This window comes from Inquilinus limosus (genome assembly GCF_002195995.1).
Lineage (GTDB): Bacteria > Pseudomonadota > Alphaproteobacteria > DSM-16000 > Inquilinaceae > Inquilinus > Inquilinus limosus_C.
In genome coordinates, this window is record NZ_NHON01000045.1 from 1 (window position 1) to 19205 (window position 19205).

The window sequence follows — 19205 nt, forward strand, 5'->3', positions numbered from 1 at the left end:
ACATTGCCCGGCCGAACCGCCGGGCAATGTCGCCCGGTCGGCCTGGACAGCGGCCGCCGTCGCCGTCGTCGCCGCTGCGATCGCGGTCACGTCGCCGATCTGGTCGCCGAAGATCTTCGGCCCCGCCACCCCGGCCCCGGCGCCGCAGGGATCGCCGACGCTGGGCGACCGCGTCGCCTTCATCGAGAAGCGCCTGGCCGACCTGCCGTCCGGCACCACCGAGGCGATCGACGGCCTCGGCAAGCGGGTCGAGGCGCTGGAGAAGCCGCCCGGCGGACCGATCGACCCCGCCGCGATCGAGAAGGGCCGCGCCGACCTGGCCGCCCGGGTCGACGCGATCCAGCAGAAGCTGGACCAGCTGGCCGGCGGCGCTGCGCCGCAGCAGGGCCAGCCTCCCGCCCAGCCGCAGCAGCCGGCCCAGCCGCCGGCACCGCAGCAGCCGGCCCCGGCGGCCCCTGCCCTGGCCCCCGAGGCCGTGGCGGCGCTGGAGGCCCGGATCGCGGCGCTGGAATCGGCCCAGGCCGCGGTGAAGACGCTGGGCGACACGGTCGCCACCCTGTCCGCCGGCGCCCAGGCCAATGGCAGCACGCTGGCGGCGCTGCAGCAGCAGGTCGACGCGGTCAAGGCGACGGTCGAGCGGCTGCGCAACAGCGACACCGGCGCCCAGGCGCTGAGCCTGGCGGCCGGCCAGCTGCGCAGCGCGCTGGACACCGGCGCGCCCTTGGACGAGACGCTGGCCCTGCTGCGCGGCCTGGCCCAGAACGACCCCGGCCTGGCCAATGCCGTGGCGGCGCTGGAGCCGGCGGCGAAGGGCGTGCCCAGCCGCACCGCCCTGGCCACCGGCTTCGCCCAGGCGGCGGAGGCGGCGCGCAAGGCCGACCAGCCGGAAAGCGGCGACTGGGTCGACCGCAGCCTGTCCGTGGTGCAGGGCCTGGTCACGGTCCGCCCGGCCCCGGGCGAGGTCGAAGGCACCGACACCAATTCCGTGCTGGCCCGGGCCGAAGGCCGGCTGCAGCGCGGCGACCTGGCCGGCACGGTCGAGGCGGTCAAGGGCCTGAGCGGCCCCGCGGCCTCGGCCCTGGCAGCCTGGCGCGGCCAGGCCGAGGCCCGGCTGTCCGCCGAATCGGCGCTGCAGAGCCTGTCCGCCCTGGCGGTGCAGCGCCTGTCGGCGGCGACGGCTCCCGGTGACACCCAGCCCCCGAAGGCGCCATGAAGCGTCTGCTGCTCTACGCCCTCAAGCTGGCCATCCTGATCGCGGTCGCGGTCTGGCTGGCGGACCGGCCGGGTCATGTCGCGATCCAGTGGCAGGGCCGAGTGATCGAGACCTCGGTCGCGGTGCTGATGGCGGCCGCGGCGGCGCTGATGCTGCTGGCGGCGTATCTCTACCGCTTCTGGCGCTCGCTGCGCCGGGCCCCGGGCCGCTTCGTCGAGGGCCGCCGCTTCGCCCGCCGCGAGAAGGGCTATCGCGCCCTGACCCGCGGCATGGTGGCGGTCGCGGCCGGCGACGCCGAGGCGGCGCGGCGCTTCGCCCGCAAGGCCGACGTGCTGCTGGACGAGCCGCCGCTGACCCTGCTGCTGTCGGCCCAGGCGGCGCAGCTGGCCGGCGACGACACCGCTGCCAGCCGCTATTTCGAGGCGATGCTGCGCCGCCCGGACATGGAGTTCCTGGGCCTGCGCGGCCTGTTGAACCAGTCGCTGCGGCACAAGGATTCGCTGCAGGCCCTGGAGATGGCGCAGCGCGCCCGGTCGCTGCGGCCGGACGCGGCCTGGACCCATCGCGCCTGCTTCGACCTGGAGGTGGCGCAGCACCGCTGGGCCGACGCCCAGCTGAGCCTGGCCCACTCCGTGCGGGTCAAGGCGATCTCGGCCGAGGACGGGCGGCGCTACAAGACCCGCATCCTGGTCGAGCGCAGCCGCGAGGCGGAATCGACCGGCAACCTGTCGCAGGCGCTGGACTTCGCCCACAAGGCGGTGGGGCTGGAGCCGGATTTCGTGCCGGCGGCGCTGCAGGAGAGCCATTTGCTGCAGCAGACCGGCCGCGACTCCCAGGCTGCGCGCCTGCTGGAGAAGAGCTGGGGCCGCGCCCCGCATGCGGAGATCGCCCGCGCCTATGCCGCGCTGGGCCCGGCCGACGAGGGCACGCTCCTGAAGGTCAAGCGGCTGGAGAAGCTGGTGCGGCTGCGGCCGGATTCGGCGACCGGCCTGGTGACCCTGGCCGAGGCCGAGCTGTCGGCCCAGCTGTGGGGCAGCGCCCGCACCCATCTCTTGAAGGCCGAGCAGGTCGGGCCGTCGCAGCGCGTCTACCGCCTGCTGGCCGATCTGGAGACGGCGGAGCGCAACGACCCGATCGCGGCACGCAGCTGGCTGGCCAAGGCGCAGACCGCGGCGCCGGACGAGGCCTGGGAGTGCGAGGCCTGCGGCACCCGCGCCGCCCGCTGGTCGGCGCTGTGCGACCATTGCCACGGCTTCGACACGCTGGCCTGGCGCATTCCCGGCCCGGCCCGCGGCCTGGCGCCGGCGCCGGTCGAGATCGACGCCCTGCTGCCCGCGCCGCTGCCGCCGGCGGCCGGCACGGCCGTCGCCCCGGTCCCGGCCGCCACGGCCTGAGGCTGCCAGGCCGTTGACGCTGCGGCGCGTGCCCTGTATAGGGTGCGCGCCCTGCGGCGCCGAAGTAGCTCAGGGGTAGAGCAACTGATTCGTAATCAGTAGGTCCGGGGTTCAAATCCCCGCTTCGGCACCATTCTTCCCCTTGATATCATTGGGGAAATCCCGCGTTCCCTGTCCGTTGCGTTCAACTTTCCCGAGTTGAAGCGCCCAACATCCCGAACGCGCCGTCTCTTCAGGACCTCCGTGAAGCCGGCTGGCGGTGTCGGACGTGCGGCGCGCTCACCGACGCGCGCGAGGCCTGGCCGCCTGTCTTTCACGGAATTCGGACCGCCTGTCGGCGGGAGCGCGGGTGTCGGTGAGCAGGTTGTGCCGGCGCAGATTCTCCAGCACCGGGATCAGCGTCCACATCGGCGCGCCGATCTTCTCCGCGATTGCCAGCAGGTCGTGGTCGCCATCGGCATAGGCGATCAGGTTCGCCATGGTGGCGACCGCCGGGGTCGACCGGTCTTCCGACATGTCCCCCGACAACGACGCGGATGGCCCGCGCTTGCCGAACTGGGGTTCGCACAGCACCGTGACCTTCGGGATGGCGTTGCCCTCGAGGCAGACCAGGCAGGCCTTGAGCGCCTCGTACGAGCCGCGCAGCCCGGCCGGGGTCACCAGATCCAGATTGTCCAGCGAGCTGTGATATTCGGGGTAGCGGCCGTATTTCGACCGCATGATCGAGCATACCGGCAGGTCGACCCCCGGCGCGCAGTACTGCCGTTCGTCGCTGCCGCGGTCGAGGAAGCTGTAGTGGATGTGGTCCGGCGCCAGATGCTTCAGCACATGCAGGGCGACCCGGTCGGCCAGGGTGCCGCCGAGCCGGCTGGGCAGATAGCAATAGCCGCGATCGTCGCCGACACAGGAGACGTTGAAGCCGGCGATGGTCACCGTCTTCATATGCGGCAGGTTGCGGGACAGGTAGGTGATCGACCCGATCGTCTCCGGGATGAAGACGATGCGATAGGTGTACCGGCGCGGCTGCTCGGACAGCCAGCGCGCCAGCCAGGTGGTGACCGCCGGCCCGGACAGCTCGTTATTGGCCATCGAGGGGTGGCAGACATAGGTCGAGATCAGGATCTCGCGGTCGCTCGCCCCAGGCAGGATCAGCTCGCCATAAGTCAGGTGGCCGGGGGCCAGGGTGGCGTCGATCACGGCATGGTAGCGGCCTTGCGGCAGCGTCTTGCGCCGCCGGTCCGGCAGGCAGAAGCCCCAGCGCCGCCTGTAGTAGGATGTGACGTAAGGGATGGCGTCCGGCTTCTCCGGGATCGAATGGAGATGCGGCTGCAGTTCCTCGAGCGACAGCTCGACATCGACCGGCTCGGAATAGCCGACGACATGCAGGTTGTGGTCGGCGAAATCGACCACCGTCTCGCCCGACGGGCCGGTCAGCCGGGCGCTGCGGATGTTCCACTCGTCCGGGATGGTCCAGTCGAACGCCTGGGTGCCGGACGGCACCTCATGCACGGTCAGGCCAGGCAGCAGGCCCCGGATATGGGCCAGGGTCTGGCGCACGCCATCACCGGTCAGGCTGCGGCAGATCGGAAACAGGGCTCGGACGAAGTCGTGCATCTCCTGGCCGCAATCGGCCATGGCGGACCGGTCGAAAGCCGCAATGTCAGGCATTACCCGCCGTGCTCGCGCAGGGCTCGGAGCGGGGCGGTAATCCCGCTATCTCCAGACAGCATTATTAAAATCCCCCCGAAATACGATGATCGTGGCTGATCTGCGGGGGTGAGTCGAGTGGGCTCCGCGTCCTATGCTGATATGCAATAGGGTGGGAGCTGGGCGAGGCCGGCGGCGCGGGCAGCGCTTGAGGCTGGCAATCCGCCGGCGGAGCGGCCAAGATCGGTCAATTCATGGCCGACAATTTCTGATGGACCGATCTTCCGGATTCAGCCTTATCAACCCGCGGAAGCTGACGCCGATCGGCGTCCTGCTGGCGGCTTGCGTCGCATGGGGTGCGTTTTATTTCCTGGCTCCGATCGGACTCTACCGCGCCGGGAGCGACTATCCGTATCTGATCCTCGGCGGCTGCCTCATCGGCCTGCTGCTCGGCCTGGCCGTGTTCGAGCCGGGGACGAACGTCGCCCCGTCGATGCGCCCGGCCGACCTGCACCGAACGCTGAAGCAGATCTACGAGATCAGCTTCGTCATCGGCATGATCGGCATCTCCCTGCGGGTTGCCGACTGGGTCTTCCTGCGAGGCCTGTCGATCGACACCGAATTTCTGAAGAACCGCGAGAAAATCGAAAGCGCCGGCACGAACGCCTTCGCCATGATCTCCATCGTCATGATCCCCTTCTCCATCGTGCCCTACATGATCCACGCGGTGGCGAAACGGAACGGCGAGCGTGTCGGCAACGCCTGGAAGGCGATCGGGCTGGCGACCCTGTGGCCGATCCTCACGATCGTCATCGGGTCCCGGTCCAGCATGTTCATGAGCCTCGGGATGATCATCATTTCCCGGCTTGTCATCTTCCCGCACACGTCACGGAAGGTGATCGCTTTATGCTGCGTCCTCGTCATCGGCCTGATCTATGCCGGCGGCCTCATATTCATTGAGCGCCTGCAACAGATCGGCCTGAATGTCGAACACGTCATCAGGCTTTCAGCCTTCACGCACTTGGCTCCGGTCACACAAGATTATTTTTATTTTGCATCCAAATTACCAGAATGGGGACGAAATACCCTCTTTATCGCAACCACTTTCATTCAGTACTATGTTCATGGAGTTCCTGAATTCGCCTACCTTGTCGAGCACTATCAGAACGCCGATCAAGGCGGGACCTATAGCTTCAATGTCATCACACGCCTGGCAGCCATCCTCTGGGGCGTGCCGTATGATGGCGAGGCCGCGATGTTCCTGATGCCGCGGGTCGGCATCTACACCACCTTGTTCGGCCCATTCTACGTCGATTTCGGCCCGTTCACGCCGATGTTCTGCTTCGCCATCGGCGCCCTGGTGTCATGGACGCGGCGGAAGGTCCTGCTCGGCGACATCGCGGCCCTGCCGCTCTATATCTGCTTTGTGATCCAGGTGGCGGCCACCGTGGTGATCAATGCAATCCAAAGCGCCTATGGGATCTTCTACGACATCGCCTTCGCGACGCTCTGGGTTGCCATTGCCGTTGCCAGGCGCCGGTCTCCGGCCGCATCCGGCGCGACAGCGACCTAGGGCACATCGGCCCCGGCGGCGCTGGACACGACCCGTAGCTCCATCCGCCCGTCGCCATGCGTTGCCGCATCGCCGGGCGCGGAACCGGCGCGGCGGCATGTCCGCCAGCTGCGTCATACCCGCGTATCGATCCGCGATCGCCCCCTGCTAAAAATCGTCCCAGGGGCCGGGCCGAAACCCCGACTGCCTCTATTGCTGCGGTAGGATCGATGCGCGGCAGAGCCGTCCCCGAGGCGGCGCCGCGTTCGGATCGACTGGCAGCGAGGGTGGGAACGAATGACAGACCATCATGCCGAGACCCGGGACCTCGGGCGGCTCGATGCCTATTGGCGCGCGGCGAACTACCTCTCGGTCGGGCAGATCTACCTGCTCGACAACCCGCTGCTGGAGCAGCCGCTGGAGATCGGGCACATCAAGCCCCGGCTGCTGGGCCATTGGGGCACGACGCCCGGGCTGAACTTCATCTACGCCCATCTCAACCGGGTGATCGCCCGCGACGACCTGGACATGATCTTCATCTGCGGCCCCGGCCATGGCGGGCCCGCAGTGGTCGCCAACACCTATCTCGAGGGCATCTATTCCGAGATCTATCCGGAGGTCGGCCGGGACCGGGAGGGGATGCGCCGGCTGTTCCGGCAGTTCTCCTTCCCCGGCGGCATCCCCAGCCATGCAGCGCCGGAGACGCCGGGATCGATCCATGAGGGCGGCGAGCTGGGCTACGCCCTGGCCCATGCCTATGGCGCCGCCTTCGACAACCCCGACCTGATCGTCGCCTGCGTCATCGGCGACGGCGAGGCCGAGACCGGGCCCCTCGCCGCCTCCTGGCACTCCAACAAGTTCCTGAACCCGAAGACCGACGGCGCGGTGCTGCCGATCCTGCACCTGAACGGCTACAAGATCGCCAACCCGACCATCCTCGGCCGGATGACCGACGAGGCGCTGCTGCGGCTGTTCGAGGGCTTCGGCTACGAGCCCCATTTCGTCGAGGGGTCGGACCCGATACCGACGCATCAGGCGATGGCCGCGACGCTCGACATCGTCATCGGCCGCATCCGCGAGATCCGCCAGGGCACCCTGGCCGACGGCATGGCCCAGCCGCGCTGGCCGATGATCATCCTGCGCACGCCCAAGGGCTGGACCGGGCCGAAGGAGGTCGACGGGCTGAAGACCGAGGGCTTCTGGCGGTCGCACCAGGTGCCGCTGTCCGGCCTGGCCGACAAGCCGGAGCATCTCGCCCAGCTCGAGGCCTGGATGCGCAGCTACCGGCCGGAGGAGCTGTTCGACGAGGCCGGCCGGCTGGTGCCGGAGCTGCAGGCGCTGGCGCCGCAAGGCGACCGACGCATGGGCGCCAACCCGCATGCCAATGGCGGCCGGCTGCGGCGGGAGCTGAGCGTCCCCGACCACCGCGCCTTCGCCCTCGACGTGCCGGAGCCCGGGGGCGTCCAGGGCGAGGCGACCCGGGCGATGGGCCAGCTGCTGCGCGACGTGATCCGGGAGAATCCCAGGTCCTTCCGCCTGATGGGGCCGGACGAGACCGCGTCCAACCGCCTCGACGCCGTGTTCGAGGCGACCGACCGGGTGTGGATGGAGGACATCCTGCCCGAGGATGTCCACCTGGCGCCCGAGGGCCGGGTGATGGAGGTGCTGAGCGAGCATCTGTGCCAGGGCTGGCTGGAGGGCTATCTCCTGACCGGCCGGCACGGCCTGTTCTCCTGCTACGAGGCCTTCATCCACATCGTCGATTCGATGGTGAACCAGCACGCCAAATGGCTGAAGGTCACCCGCGACCTGGAATGGCGGCAGCCGATCTCTTCTCTGAACTACCTGCTGACCTCGCATGTCTGGCGGCAGGACCACAACGGCTTCAGCCACCAGGACCCCGGCTTCATCGACCATGTGGTGAACAAGAAGGCCGACATCGTCCGCATCTACCTACCGCCGGACGCCAACACGCTGCTGTGGGTCACCGACCACATCCTGCGCACCTATGACCGGATCAACGTCGTCATCGCCGGCAAGCAGCCGGCGCCGCAATGGCTGGACATCGACCAGGCGGCCGCCCATTGCCGGGCCGGCATCGGCCGCTGGGGCTGGGCCAGCAACGAGGGCGACGGCGACCCCGATGTGGTGCTGGCCTGCGCCGGCGATGTGCCGACGCTGGAGGCCGTGGCCGCCGTGTCGCTGCTGCGCGAGCAGCTGCCGGACCTGTGCATCCGCCTGGTCAACGTGGTCGACCTGATGGCGCTGCAGCCGAAGGAGCAGCACCCGCATGGGCTGCCGGAGGAGGATTTCATCCGCCTGTTCACCCGCGACCGGCCGGTGATCTTCGCCTTCCACGGCTATCCGCAGCTGGTGCACCGCCTGACCTACAAGCGCACCAACCACGACAACTTCCATGTCCGCGGCTATCGCGAGGAGGGCACCACCACCACACCCTTCGACATGGTGGTGCTGAACGAGCTGGACCGCTTCCATCTGGCGATCGCCGCGATCGACCGGCTGCCGCAGCTCGGCGCCGACGCCGACCGGGCCCGCCGCCGGTTCCAGGAGCGGCTGGCCGAGCATCACGACTATGTCCGCCAGCACGGCCGCGACATGCCCGACGTCGCCGACTGGCGCTGGCCCGGCCGCGGCACCGCGGCGCCGTTCGACTGAGCCGGACGATGCCCATGGAGATCCTGGCCCTCAATGCCGGCTCCTCCTCGATCAAGCTCGGCCTGTTCGAGGCGCGGGACGGCCGGGCGGTGCGCCGGGCCAAGGCGGCGCTCGACCTGAAGGGACAGCCGCCGGCGCTGCGGCTGGAGGCGGAGGGCATAGCCGACACCATCGAGATCGGCGTGGCGGATGCCGGCGACCTGCGCGCCGTGCTGGACGGCTGCCTGCGGGTGCTGGACGACCGGCTGGGCCTCGACGGCCTGGCCCTGGCCGGGCACCGGGTGGTGCATGGCGGCGAGGCCTTCACCGCCCCGGTCCGCATCACCGGGGAGGTGCAGGCGCAGCTGGAGGCGCTGGTGCCGCTGGCGCCGCTGCACCAGCCGCCGGCGCTGCGGCTGATCGAGGCGCTGGGGGCGCTGCGGCCCGGCATCGTCCAGACCGCGTCCTTCGACACCGCCTTCCATGCCGGGCAGGCCGACCGGGTCCGCCGCTTCGCCCTGCCCCGGGCGCTGCATGACCGGGGCATCAAGCGGTACGGCTTCCACGGCCTGTCCTACCGCTTCATCGCCGATGCGCTGCATCGCGACCATCCGGAGCTGGCGGCGGGCCGGGTGGTCGTCGCCCATCTCGGCAGCGGCGCCAGCCTCTGCGCCCTCAAGGGCGGCGCCAGCGTCGAGACCACCATGGGCTTCTCGGCCCTGGACGGGGTGCCGATGGCGACCCGGCCCGGCGCGCTCGACGCCGGGGTGCTGCTGCATCTGCTGGGCCCGGACGGGATGGAGGTCGCGGAGGTCGAGGACCTGCTGTACCACCGCGCCGGGCTGCTGGGCCTGTCCGGCATCAGCGGCGACACCCGCGACCTGCTGGCCAGCGCCGCCCCGGCGGCGGCCGAGGCCGTCGAGATCTTCGCCTTCCGCATCGCCCAGGCCGTGGCGGCGCTGGCCGTCGCGCTCGGCGGGCTCGACGCCCTGGTCTTCACCGCCGGCATCGGCGAACACCAGCCGGAGATCCGCGACCGGATCTGCGGCCATCTCGGCTGGCTGGGCGTGGCGCCGGACGGCCCCGTCACCGTGCTGGTGATTCCGACCGACGAGGAGCAGGTCGTGGCCGACGAGGCGCTGCGGGTGCGGGCGGCGGAGAGCTGACTGGACAGGCCGCGGCCCCTGCGGGTAGCCGGAAGGTCATCCAGCCGTAGTGTTTCTGGATCGAATTCGACACATCGGTGTCGCCGACGGCCGTTACGGTGCCGCCGCCGCCGCCAAAGGCCGCTGCGCCCCAAAAATGGATCCTCCACCCATGACCCCGAGACCAACCGCTCCGTTCCGACGAGCAACGGAGCGGGCCGGTACGCGCCGGCCTGCCTCAATTGTCCGGCTTCACAACGTCGCCCCTGGCGGCAGATACTGCCCGCCTTCGAGGGAAACGACCAAAACCCACAACAGGGTAGGCAGATGACCTGGATTCACCGTTTTGCCGCGGCAGCTGCAGCTGCCGCAGCGCTGGCTGTCGCCGTCCCGGCCGGCGCCGCGTCCCCCACCTTGGTGGAGACGCCGATGTACGAGCAGGACGTCACCGCCGGCAAGCTGCCGCCGGTGGCGCAGCGCGTGCCGCAGGATCCCTCCGTCGTCGATCTGGCGGCGGAGAAGAAGGAGCCGGGCAAGCCGGGCGGCGAGATCGCCTGGATGGCCGGCCGCGCCCGCGACGTCCGCATCATGAACACCTACAGCTATGCCCGGCTGGTCGCCTACGGGCCGGATTTCCAGCTGCACCCGGACATCCTGCAGTCGATCGACGTCGACGGCGAGAAGGTGTTCACCCTGCATCTGCGGCCGGGCCACAAATGGTCCGACGGCCAGCCCTTCACCAGCGACGATTTCCGCTATTTCTGGGAGGACGTGTCCCAGGACAAGGAGCTGATGCCGTATGGCCCGGACACCCGGCTGCTGGTCGATGGCGAGCAGCCGAAGGTCGAGTTTCCGGACGCGGTGACGGTCCGCTACAGCTGGTCCAAGCCGAACCCGGACTTCCTGCCGGCGATCGCGGGGGCGACCCCGCTCTACATCTTCGCGCCGGCGCACTACCTGAAGCAGTTCCACAAGAAATACACCGACGCCGCGGCGCTGGACGCCCTGGTCAAGGCCACCGGCGCCCGCAACTGGGTGGCGCTGTACAACCAGCGCAGCAAGCTGATCGACTCCGCCAACCCGGACCTGCCGGAGCTGGAGCCCTGGGTCAACACCACCAAGGCGCCGTCGGAGCGCTTCGTCTTCGTCCGCAACCCCTACTACCACCGGGTCGACAGCCAGGGCCGGCAGCTGCCCTATCTCGACCGCGTCATCGTCAATGTGGTCGAGGGCTCGCTGATCCCGGCCAAGACCGGCACGGGCGAGGCCGACCTGCAGGCCCGCGGCCTGCGCTTCGACAATATCAGCTTCCTCAAGGCCGGCGAGCAGGCGGGCGGCTACAAGGTGCGGCTGTGGCCGACGGCGCTCGGCTCCGAGGTGGCGCTGTACCCCAACCTGAACTGCAACGACCCGGACTGGCGGGCACTGAACCGCGACGTCCGCTTCCGCCGCGCCCTGTCGCTCGGCGTCGACCGCGACGAGATCAACCAGACCGTGTTCTTCGGCCAGGCCCGGCCGAGCCAGAACACAGTGCTGCCGCAGTCGCCCTACTATGACGAGGCGCTGGCGACCGAATGGGCCAGGTTCGACCTGGACAAGGCGAACGCCCTCTTGGACGAGATCGGGCTGACCAAGCGCGACGGCGACGGCATCCGGCTGATGCCGAACGGCAAGCGGCTGGAGATCGTGGTCGAGAGCGCCGGCGAGCGCAGCCTGGAGGCCGATGTGCTGCAGCTGGTGCGCGAGAGCTGGGCCAAGATGGGCGTGGCGCTGCACACCGCCCAGTCGCAGCGCGACGTGTTCCTGCAGCGGATCTTCGCCGGCGACACGGTGATGTCGGTGTGGCAGGGCTGGGACAACGGCCTGATCACGCCGACCACAGGCCCGTCGCAGCTGGCGCCGGTCGACCAGAACTGGCTGCAGTACCCGAAATGGGGCCAGTTCGTGCAGACCGGCGGCGGTGCCGGCGAGAAGCCGGACCTCGACTTCGGCGAGACGCTGATGGCCCTGTATGCCGAATGGCGCGGCACCACCGACGCCGCCCGCCGCGACGCCATCATGCGCGAGATGGTGAAGATCCAGGCCGACGAGGTGACCTCGATCGGCACGGTGCAGGGCGTGCTGCAGCCCGTCGTGGTCAAGACCCGGCTGCACAACGTGCCGGAGAAGGGCATCTTCTCCTGGGACCCGGGGGCCCATTTCGGGGTCTACCGCCCCGACACCTTCTGGGTCGATCCGTCCTGATGGAACGGCGGCGGGCGTCAATTCCCGCCGTCAAACATGAGACCGTCATGGCGAGCCCCGAAAGGGGCGTGGCCATCCAGGGGCCGGTTCGCACCGGCCCCTGGATGGCCACGGCGCTGCGCGCCTCGCCATGACGGAGAGGAAAGCGAATAGCCACCCTGACCCCGGTCAGACCTCGTCCCACTCGTAGCGCTTGGCGTTGTCGCGATACCATTTGGCGATGCCCGGGATCTCGTCGGCCAGGCGGCGCTTCGGCGCCCAGCCCAGGCTGCGCAGCTTGCTGGAGGAGATCGAGTAGCGCCGGTCGTTGAACGGCCGGTCCTCGACGAACTCCACCACCTCCTGCATCTCCACGCCGAAGGCGTCGCAGATCATCCGGGTGACCTGGAGGTTGGTGTACTCCTCGTCCGACCCGATGTTGTAGACCTGACCGATCTGGCCGACCTCGTTGATCATGGCGATCGCCTCGGCCATGTCCTGCGCCGCCAGGTAGTGGCGGACATTGCTGCCATTGCCGTGGATCGGCAGCTTCTCGCCGCGCACCAGGCGCAGGCAGAAGCGGGAGATGATCTTCTCCGGATACTGGCGGGCGCCGAAGATGTTGTTCCCGCGGATCATCAGGATCGGCATCTTGTAGCAGTGGATCAGGCTGCGGACCATCATCTCCGCCGCCGCCTTCGAGGCCGAATAGGGGTTGGTCGGATTGAGGATGGTGTCCTCGTCGACCTCGCCCTCCAGTACCTCGCCATAGACCTCGTCGGTCGAGACATGGATGATCCGCGGCACCTGGTTGATGCGGCACGCCTCCAGCAGCGTGTGGGTGCCGAACACGTTGGTGTGCACGAACCGGGTCGCGTTCATGAAGGAACGGTCGACATGGCTTTCGGCCGCGGCATGGATCACCAGGTCTGCCCCCGCCGTCGCCTGGCGGCAGAACTCCGGATCGCAGATATCACCCACCAGCAGCTGGCGCCGGCGGTCATGCAGGTGGTGCACGACGTTCTCGATATCCGCCGAATAGGTCATCTTGTCGAAGAAGACGAATCGGGACTCCGGGTAGCGCGCCACGAACAGGTCGGCGAGATGCGAGCCGAGGAAGCCGGCGGCCCCCGTGATGACGATCTTGTTCAACCCCGAAGTCTCCTTCCAATGGCCAGGCAGGCCGCACGGATGCCGTCGCGATCGGCGACCGGGCCGAAGCGCGCGACGAATTTGTCCACGTCCATCGTGAATGCATCGCGAATGGACGGATCGGTGATGCTGAGGCTGCCGCGGCCGTAGCCTTCCAGGATCCACATCGCCAGCCAGCCGGCCTCGAGCGCCACGCCGGAGCCGACATTGAACAGCCCGCCGGGACGCGCCCGCACCACCTTGACCAGCGCCGCGGCGAAGGCCTCGGCCGGCAGGAAGTCCTTCACGGTGAACGGGTTGACGTCGTAGCGGATCACGCCCTCTTCCCGCAGCGACCGCAGCAGGAGGCCGAGGAAGGTGCGCCGGCCAGGCAGATCCTCGAAGCCGAAGACGTTGGACAGGCGCAGGATGGTCAGGTTCGAGCCGAACCGGTCCTGCAGCAGCTGCTCGGTCACCAGCTTGTTGCGGCCATAGGAATCCTGCGGCGCCGGCACGCGGGTCTCGACCAGCGGCTGGCCGTCCGCGGGACCGTAGACCTTGCGGGTGCTGACCATGACCACATGCGCATCCGCCGGCATGCGGCCGTCGCGCTGCGCCCGGCCGATCGCCTCGGCCAGGGTGCGGTCGCAGTCGTGATCCGGGTCGTAGGCCTCGCGCATGTAGCGCGGGTCGAGCGCGAAATTCACGACGCAGCCGATGCCGTCGAAGGTTTCCGGCCGCGCCACATCGGCCCAGGCGGCGTGGCGGATGCCGCCGGCGCCATGGGCGTCGACGAAGCTGCGAGCCAGAAAACTCGACCGCCCGATCACCAGCACTTCAGCCAATCGTTCCCCCAAAGACACGCAGCCGGCCCGTCGGCCGGGCCCCCTTCTCCGTCGCTATTGCGTCCGCACCATGGCAGACAGCGCCAGCCGCCAATCGGGCTGCCCCAGCCCGAACACACGGCCGATCTTGCCGCAATCCAGCACCGAATTCGACGGCCGTCGTGCCGGGGTCGGAAAGTCGGCGGTCGTGATCGCATGCAGCACCGGCCCCGGCCGGCCCGTCGCGGCGAAGATCGCGGCGGCGAAATCGTGCCAGGTGGTCGCCGGGGCACCGGCGAAATGGAAGGTGCCCCAGCCGTCGAAGCCGGGCGCCAGGGCCTGGCTGCGGATCGCCAGGATCGCCGCGGCGATGGCCGCGGCCGGGGTCGGGCCGCCGCGCTGGTCGGCGACGATGCGCAGCTCCGGCCGCTCCGCGCCGAGGCGCAGCATGGTGCGGACGAAATTGTGGCCGTGCGCGGCGAACACCCAGGCGGTGCGCAGGATGACATGGCGCGGCAGCGCCGCCCGCACCGCCGCCTCGCCCGCCGCCTTGCTCTCGCCATAGACCGACAGCGGCGTGATCGGGTCATCCTCGCGCCACGGCCGGTCGCCGTCGCCGCGGAAGACATAGTCGGTCGAGATGTGCAGCAAGGCGGCGCCCGCCGCGGCACTGGCCCGGGCGATCACACCCGGCGCGGTCGCGTTCACGGCGAAGGCCCGGTCGCGCTCGGCCTCGGCCTTGTCGACCGCGGTGTAGGCGGCGCAGTTGGCGACGAAGTCGGCGCCGCGCACCGCTTCGGCCACCGCGGCGGCATCGGTGATGTCGACCTCCGCCCGCGCGAAGGCCCGCATGTCGAGGCCCTGCGCCCGGGCCGCCTCGGTCAGCTCACGCCCGACCTGGCCCCCGGCGCCGAAGATCACCAGCGTCATGCGGCGTGCCCGAGCCCGATGCGGCTGCGCTCGCCCGCCCGTTCGCACCAGGCCCGGTTGGCGATGTACCAGGCCACGGTCTCGCGCAGCCCCTGCTCCAGGCTGTGCTGCGGCCGCCAGCCCAGCTCCGCCTCGGCCTTGGCCGGGTCGATGGCGTAGCGGGCATCGTGGCCCGGCCGGTCGGTGACGTGGGTGATCAGGCTCTCATAGGGCTGCGCCGCCGGCTGCAGTTCGTCGAGGATGCGGCAGATCTGGCGCACCAGCTCGATGTTGGTCCGCTCCGACCGGCTGCCGACCAGATAGGTCTCGCCCGGCCGGCCCCTGGCCATGATCGCCCGCAGCCCGCCGGCATGGTCGTCGACATGGATCCAGTCGCGGACATTCTCGCCGCGGCCGTAGATCGGCAGCTTCTTGCCCTCGAGGGCGTTCAGGGTGACGACCGGGATCAGCTTCTCCGGATACTGGTACGGCCCGTAATTGTTCGAGCAGTTCGACACCATCACCGGCAGGCCATAGGTGCGGTGCCAGGCCCGGGCCAGGTGATCGGAGCCCGCCTTGCTCGACGAGTATGGCGAGTTCGGCTGGTACGGGCTGGTCTCGGCGAACAGGCCGGTGGCGTCGAGCTCGCCATAGACCTCGTCGGTCGAGACGTGCAGGAAGCGGAAGCCGTTGCCCTTGGGCAGGCCGCGCCAGTATTTCAGCGCCGCGTCCAGCAGGCTGGCGGTGCCCATGACATTGGTGCGGACGAAGGCCAGCGGGTCGTCGATCGACCGGTCGACATGGCTTTCGGCCGCCAGGTGGTAGACGGCATCCGGCCGGTGCTCGGCGAACAGCGCCCGCATCGCGTCGACGTCGCAGATGTCGGCCTGGGCGAAGCGGTGCCGGCCGGTGGCGTCGAGCCCGGCCAGATTGTCCAGGTTGCCGGCATAGGTCAGCTTGTCGATGGTGACGACACTTTCGCCGTCGGCGACGAGCTGGCGGACGAGGGCCGAGCCGATGAATCCGGCGCCCCCGGTGACGAAGATGGTCATGCTGCACCGTATTCGAAATGGGCGGGCGCGTCGGCCAGGCGCGGCCAGTCGCGGTCGCGGTCGTTGACGGTCATCCCGGCCGGATCGATCGGCCAGTCGATGCCCAGCGCCGGGTCGTCCCAGCGGATGCCGCCCTCGGCCTGCGGCGCATAGCCGGAGGTGACCTTGTAGACCACCTCGGTATCCGGCTCGAGCGTGACATAGCCATGGGCGAAGCCGGCCGGCACCCACAGCCGGGCGGGATCGGCCGCGGTCAGGGTCACCCCGATCGAGCGGCCGAAGGTCGGCGACCCGCGGCGGATATCGACCGCCACGTCGAAGATCGACCCGCGGATCACGCCGATCAGCTTGCCCTGGGCGTACGGGGCGGTTTGGTAATGCAGGCCGCGCATCGTGCCGACCGCGGCGCTGCCGGCCTGGTTGTCCTGCACGAAATCAACCGCAAGCCCGGCGGCACGAAACTTGTCCGAATTCCAGGTCTCAAAGAAATAACCGCGAGCATCCTGGAACCTGCGCAATCTCACGAGCTTCACGTCCGGTATTGCGGTTGACGACAGCTCAACCAATTCAGGTTCTCCATCACAAAAACGGCATTGGGAAGGCGGCGCCACCCTATCGTTCCGCCTCGGCGCTGTCGACTCCTCGAACCGACGGGACGCGCCCTGCCGGACCGGGCCCCTCGGGCAGGCCTCCGACATCGAAAGCTCGCCCCGCCGGATCCGGCCGATATTCGCTCGACGCATTCATCGATCGCCGAAGCGAGCGATGGCCCGTCAGGTCCTATTTTTCGCGAAAGCGGGTGTAGAGGAAATCGATTCCGTCTTTCACCTGCTCCTTCGAACCTATGACCACATACTCGGTGAACGAATGGTCCCCGGCGGACGGGTTTTCCCGGATCGCCGTCACATTCCATTTAACGACGGCGGCGCTGGAAATAAAGTTATAGAAATCCCCGCGGCTGCGGGCATCGGCGGAGGCCACATCCGGCGAGTAGATGCCCATCGCATACTCGCCGTCCGGCGAGGAAAAAATCAGGGGGAGCATCTGCGCATGCCCTTTGGGCGCGCCGGGCAGACGGCACATCTCCGGCCAGGAGCAGTTCGCCTTGCCGAGAGGGGCGTATCTGAAGGATTCAGAAACCGTGCTGGTGGGCATGTAGGCGGTCAAGGGCTCGAAGACGGCTTGGGTGAAGGAAGCGTCATCAGGCAGCCGGAATGTCACCTTGTACGCGATAATGTTGGGGTGCCCCTCGAACCCGATCGTGACTTCCTTGGAGAAGGTCTGGTCCGAAGGCTTCGAAAACTCCTCCGCTCCGCCCACGCTTTGCAGCAACCGGGGCGTCGCGGAGTCGGCCCGGGCGGATGTGGCCCTGCGATCCTTGTCGCGGACGCAGTTTCTCCAATAGGCCGGACGGCTGGTGCTCGTCAGCCGGTTTCCTTCGGCGGAAAACTCGATCAACTCGCTGCTCGACTTCCCACGCTTGTCGTAGGCCGACCCGGCTTCGGTGGGGTTGTAGCACTCGCCCAGCTTGTTGAAGCTCGATGCCGACTGCATCAGGCGGCCGTGATCGGCGCTGTTGATGAACTCCTTGCCCTTCCAGGTGAGGGACTCGATGGCGCCCCCCATCCGCGTCGACGTCTTGATCTCCAGGGGAGAGCCGAAGACGTCGGCCTGTATCGTGCCGTCGCCGCAGACGGCCGCCTCGATCCCGCCGGCACAGCGGGCGGGCTCCTGAGCCGAAGCGCTGCCACCCAATGCCCAGATCAAAGCCGAACAGCACGCCAATGATGGCTTACCCCAGCCCATATGCTTCTCCTTGTCTCCGGGAGCCGGATGCGACATCCATCACCCTCCGGCCCATAGCCGGACGGGTCACGAGATCATATGGAGTGGTTGATCCCTCGAAACAGTCCGGAACCGCATTTTCCGAACAGGATAGGTGATTGCGTCGGGTGTGAAGTCGCCTTGACAGCACGCAAGCGCGTCTCCCCTGCATGGATGGCGATCGTCCCGCCACAGGCCACGACCCTATGACGGGAAGTATGTCCACCTCGCCGCGCCGCTTGGCCGACACTCCCGGAGCCTGAAAATATCGGAGGCCAACGGTCCGGGATTGTTAAAACGCGCCCCTGCAGGCTATTGTACTAAGCGGCCGCATGGCAGTCGGAGGGAAGAGATGTTGCTCTCGATCCAAGCGGGCAGAGGCGTTGCCGCCCTGCTCGTGCTGTTATATCATCTGAACACTGCCGTGTTCGGTCGAGACAAGTACTATAGTGGGCAACCTTTCGGGCCGATATTTGACTTCGGGTCATCAGGCGTCGACTATTTTTTTGTTCTAAGTGGCTTTATAATATTCTACGCGCACACGCGCGACATCGGCGACCCCAGGACGGTGCCCAGATATCTGTGGCGAAGATTCACGAGGATATTTCCGGTTTACTGGGTCGTCCTGCTTCCCCTCATTGCAATCTATTCCCTCTATCCGGCATTTGGGACTGGGCAGGAAACCGAGCCATCCACAATAATTTCCTCTCTATTTCTGGTTTATATCAACGGCAATACCGTTCTGGGCACAGCCTGGACGCTGTATCATGAGATTTTATTTTATATTACCTTCATTATCCTCTTATGCAATCGTACCTACGGTGTTGTATTTTATGCCCTATGGGGCGTTGCCATCTTGGCATTCCAATACCTGGCACCAGCGGATACTGCCCCGATAGCCGAATTCCTGGGATCGCCACTCAACCTCCTGTTCGGAATGGGTATGCTCGCGGCCCTGATCCATCGGACGACCGCCCCGCTGCCGGCTGCCGGGGTCCTGGCCTTTGGAGGTGTCGGCCTGTTCCTGGGCAATGGACTGATGCAGGTCTATGGCGGGGGGATTGCCGGCGGCACGTTTCTGTACGGTTTCGCGAGCGTGATGCTCCTTCTCGGCTTCGCCAGCCTGGAACTCGCGAACCGCATCCGAGTCCCCGCTGCGATGGTGCTCCTGGGCGAAGCGTCGTATTCAATCTACATAACCCACCTTCCGCTTCTGTCCGTATTTGCCAAGATCAGCATCCGGCTCGGCCTGACCAACCACATGCCGGCCTGGGCGCTGTTCATCGCGATCTTTGCCGTGACCTTGGCACTGGGCGTGGCCTTCCATCTTGTCGTCGAGAAGCCGCTCCTCGCCCGGCTGGCGGCTTGGCAGAAGGCGAGGAGCGCTCTCCGGCAAGACGGGAAACCTGCCTCTCACAGGCTTGGCGCGAGCTGAAGCATGATCGCTTCGATCTGAAGCCGGCGCGCCCCGAGCAGCCGCCTGCGGATGCGACGCCCCTTCGCCTCGCCTTTCCGTGATCCTCAGGCCGGCTTCCGGGAGAGGCTTCCACCCGACGCCCCAACGGGCGCCGCATATGCATGCCGGCCATTGGGCTTGTCGAGCGAATGGCGGGCAAGACATTCCGGGCCGGCTGTC

14 protein-coding genes and 1 tRNA gene are annotated in these 19205 nt (G+C 68.0%); 8 read left to right on the forward strand and 7 right to left on the reverse strand.

The window, feature by feature from the left end; all coding sequences use genetic code 11:
* From BWR60_RS21640 to BWR60_RS21650, 3 genes are all read left to right on the forward strand, one after another.
* A partial coding sequence (locus BWR60_RS21640) for a COG4223 family protein (RefSeq protein WP_218823610.1) occupies nucleotides 1–1213 on the forward strand: 1213 nt, incomplete at its 5' end.
* Nucleotides 1210–2607, forward strand: a complete 1398-nt coding sequence (locus BWR60_RS21645; RefSeq protein WP_088153092.1) for a heme biosynthesis protein HemY — start codon at nucleotides 1210–1212, stop codon at nucleotides 2605–2607. The genes BWR60_RS21640 and BWR60_RS21645, both read left to right, overlap by 4 nt.
* A 58-nt stretch (nucleotides 2608–2665) precedes the next feature.
* Nucleotides 2666–2740: transfer RNA gene (locus BWR60_RS21650), tRNA-Thr, on the forward strand.
* Nucleotides 2741–2886: 146 nt separating this feature from the next.
* On the opposite strand, the gene BWR60_RS21655 is transcribed toward BWR60_RS21650, so the two are convergent.
* A complete protein-coding gene (locus tag BWR60_RS21655) occupies nucleotides 2887–4275 on the reverse strand; it encodes a DUF4910 domain-containing protein (RefSeq protein WP_088153093.1) in 1389 nt (462 codons plus the stop codon).
* Nucleotides 4276–4525: 250 nt separating this feature from the next.
* On the opposite strand from BWR60_RS21655, the gene BWR60_RS21660 reads away from it, so the two are divergent.
* The 4 genes from BWR60_RS21660 (at nucleotide 4526) to BWR60_RS21675 (ending at nucleotide 11850) form a co-directional block, all read left to right on the forward strand.
* A complete protein-coding gene (locus tag BWR60_RS21660) occupies nucleotides 4526–5827 on the forward strand; it encodes a hypothetical protein (protein ID WP_088153094.1) in 1302 nt (433 codons plus the stop codon).
* A 276-nt stretch (nucleotides 5828–6103) separates the two neighbouring features.
* A complete protein-coding gene (locus tag BWR60_RS21665; RefSeq protein WP_088153095.1) occupies nucleotides 6104–8482 on the forward strand; it encodes a phosphoketolase family protein in 2379 nt (792 codons plus the stop codon).
* 8 nt (nucleotides 8483–8490) lie between these two features.
* A complete protein-coding gene (locus BWR60_RS21670; RefSeq protein ID WP_088153096.1) occupies nucleotides 8491–9627 on the forward strand; it encodes an acetate/propionate family kinase in 1137 nt (378 codons plus the stop codon).
* A 306-nt stretch (nucleotides 9628–9933) separates the two neighbouring features.
* Nucleotides 9934–11850, forward strand: coding sequence for an ABC transporter substrate-binding protein (locus BWR60_RS21675; protein ID WP_088153097.1), 1917 nt, complete (start codon nucleotides 9934–9936; stop codon nucleotides 11848–11850).
* Between the two features lie 168 nt (nucleotides 11851–12018).
* Here the strand turns inward: BWR60_RS21675 and BWR60_RS21680 are convergent, their stop codons facing one another.
* From BWR60_RS21680 to BWR60_RS21705, 6 genes are all read right to left on the reverse strand, one after another.
* Nucleotides 12019–12981 (reverse strand): dTDP-glucose 4,6-dehydratase, encoded by a 963-nt coding sequence (locus BWR60_RS21680; RefSeq protein WP_179221884.1) that lies wholly within the window; start codon nucleotides 12979–12981, stop codon nucleotides 12019–12021.
* A complete protein-coding gene (locus BWR60_RS21685) occupies nucleotides 12978–13796 on the reverse strand; it encodes an NAD-dependent epimerase/dehydratase family protein (RefSeq protein WP_088153099.1) in 819 nt (272 codons plus the stop codon). The genes BWR60_RS21680 and BWR60_RS21685 overlap by 4 nt, the downstream gene beginning before the upstream one ends.
* A gap of 63 nt (nucleotides 13797–13859) precedes the next feature.
* A complete protein-coding gene (gene rfbD, locus BWR60_RS21690) occupies nucleotides 13860–14714 on the reverse strand; it encodes a dTDP-4-dehydrorhamnose reductase (RefSeq protein WP_088153100.1) in 855 nt (284 codons plus the stop codon).
* Nucleotides 14711–15745, reverse strand: coding sequence for a dTDP-glucose 4,6-dehydratase (rfbB, locus tag BWR60_RS21695; protein ID WP_088153101.1), 1035 nt, complete (start codon nucleotides 15743–15745; stop codon nucleotides 14711–14713). Before rfbB ends, rfbD begins: the two co-directional genes overlap by 4 nt.
* Entirely contained in the window at nucleotides 15742–16488 is a 747-nt protein-coding gene (rfbC, locus tag BWR60_RS21700; RefSeq protein ID WP_343216414.1) for a dTDP-4-dehydrorhamnose 3,5-epimerase, read from the reverse strand. The genes rfbB and rfbC overlap by 4 nt, the downstream gene beginning before the upstream one ends.
* Before the next feature lie 37 nt (nucleotides 16489–16525).
* Nucleotides 16526–17551, reverse strand: a complete 1026-nt coding sequence (locus tag BWR60_RS21705) for a hypothetical protein (RefSeq protein WP_144445696.1) — start codon at nucleotides 17549–17551, stop codon at nucleotides 16526–16528.
* Nucleotides 17552–17921: 370 nt separating this feature from the next.
* On the opposite strand from BWR60_RS21705, the gene BWR60_RS21710 reads away from it, so the two are divergent.
* Nucleotides 17922–19004, forward strand: a complete 1083-nt coding sequence (locus BWR60_RS21710) for an acyltransferase family protein (protein WP_088153104.1) — start codon at nucleotides 17922–17924, stop codon at nucleotides 19002–19004.
* Nucleotides 19005–19205 lie beyond the last annotated feature (201 nt).

Coding starts and splice junctions, on each gene's coding strand:
- BWR60_RS21710 (WP_088153104.1), top strand. CDS start 17,922: ATGTTGCTCTCGATCCAAGCGGGCAGAGGCGTTGCCGCCCTGCTCGTG.
- BWR60_RS21705 (WP_144445696.1), bottom strand. CDS start 17,551: ATGGGCTGGGGTAAGCCATCATTGGCGTGCTGTTCGGCTTTGATCTGG.
- BWR60_RS21645 (WP_088153092.1), top strand. CDS start 1,210: ATGAAGCGTCTGCTGCTCTACGCCCTCAAGCTGGCCATCCTGATCGCG.
- BWR60_RS21675 (WP_088153097.1), top strand. CDS start 9,934: ATGACCTGGATTCACCGTTTTGCCGCGGCAGCTGCAGCTGCCGCAGCG.
- rfbC (WP_343216414.1), bottom strand. CDS start 16,488: ATGCGTCGAGCGAATATCGGCCGGATCCGGCGGGGCGAGCTTTCGATG.
- rfbD (WP_088153100.1), bottom strand. CDS start 14,714: ATGACGCTGGTGATCTTCGGCGCCGGGGGCCAGGTCGGGCGTGAGCTG.
- BWR60_RS21660 (WP_088153094.1), top strand. CDS start 4,526: ATGGACCGATCTTCCGGATTCAGCCTTATCAACCCGCGGAAGCTGACG.
- BWR60_RS21665 (WP_088153095.1), top strand. CDS start 6,104: ATGACAGACCATCATGCCGAGACCCGGGACCTCGGGCGGCTCGATGCC.
- BWR60_RS21655 (WP_088153093.1), bottom strand. CDS start 4,275: ATGCCTGACATTGCGGCTTTCGACCGGTCCGCCATGGCCGATTGCGGC.
- rfbB (WP_088153101.1), bottom strand. CDS start 15,745: ATGACCATCTTCGTCACCGGGGGCGCCGGATTCATCGGCTCGGCCCTC.
- BWR60_RS21670 (WP_088153096.1), top strand. CDS start 8,491: ATGCCCATGGAGATCCTGGCCCTCAATGCCGGCTCCTCCTCGATCAAG.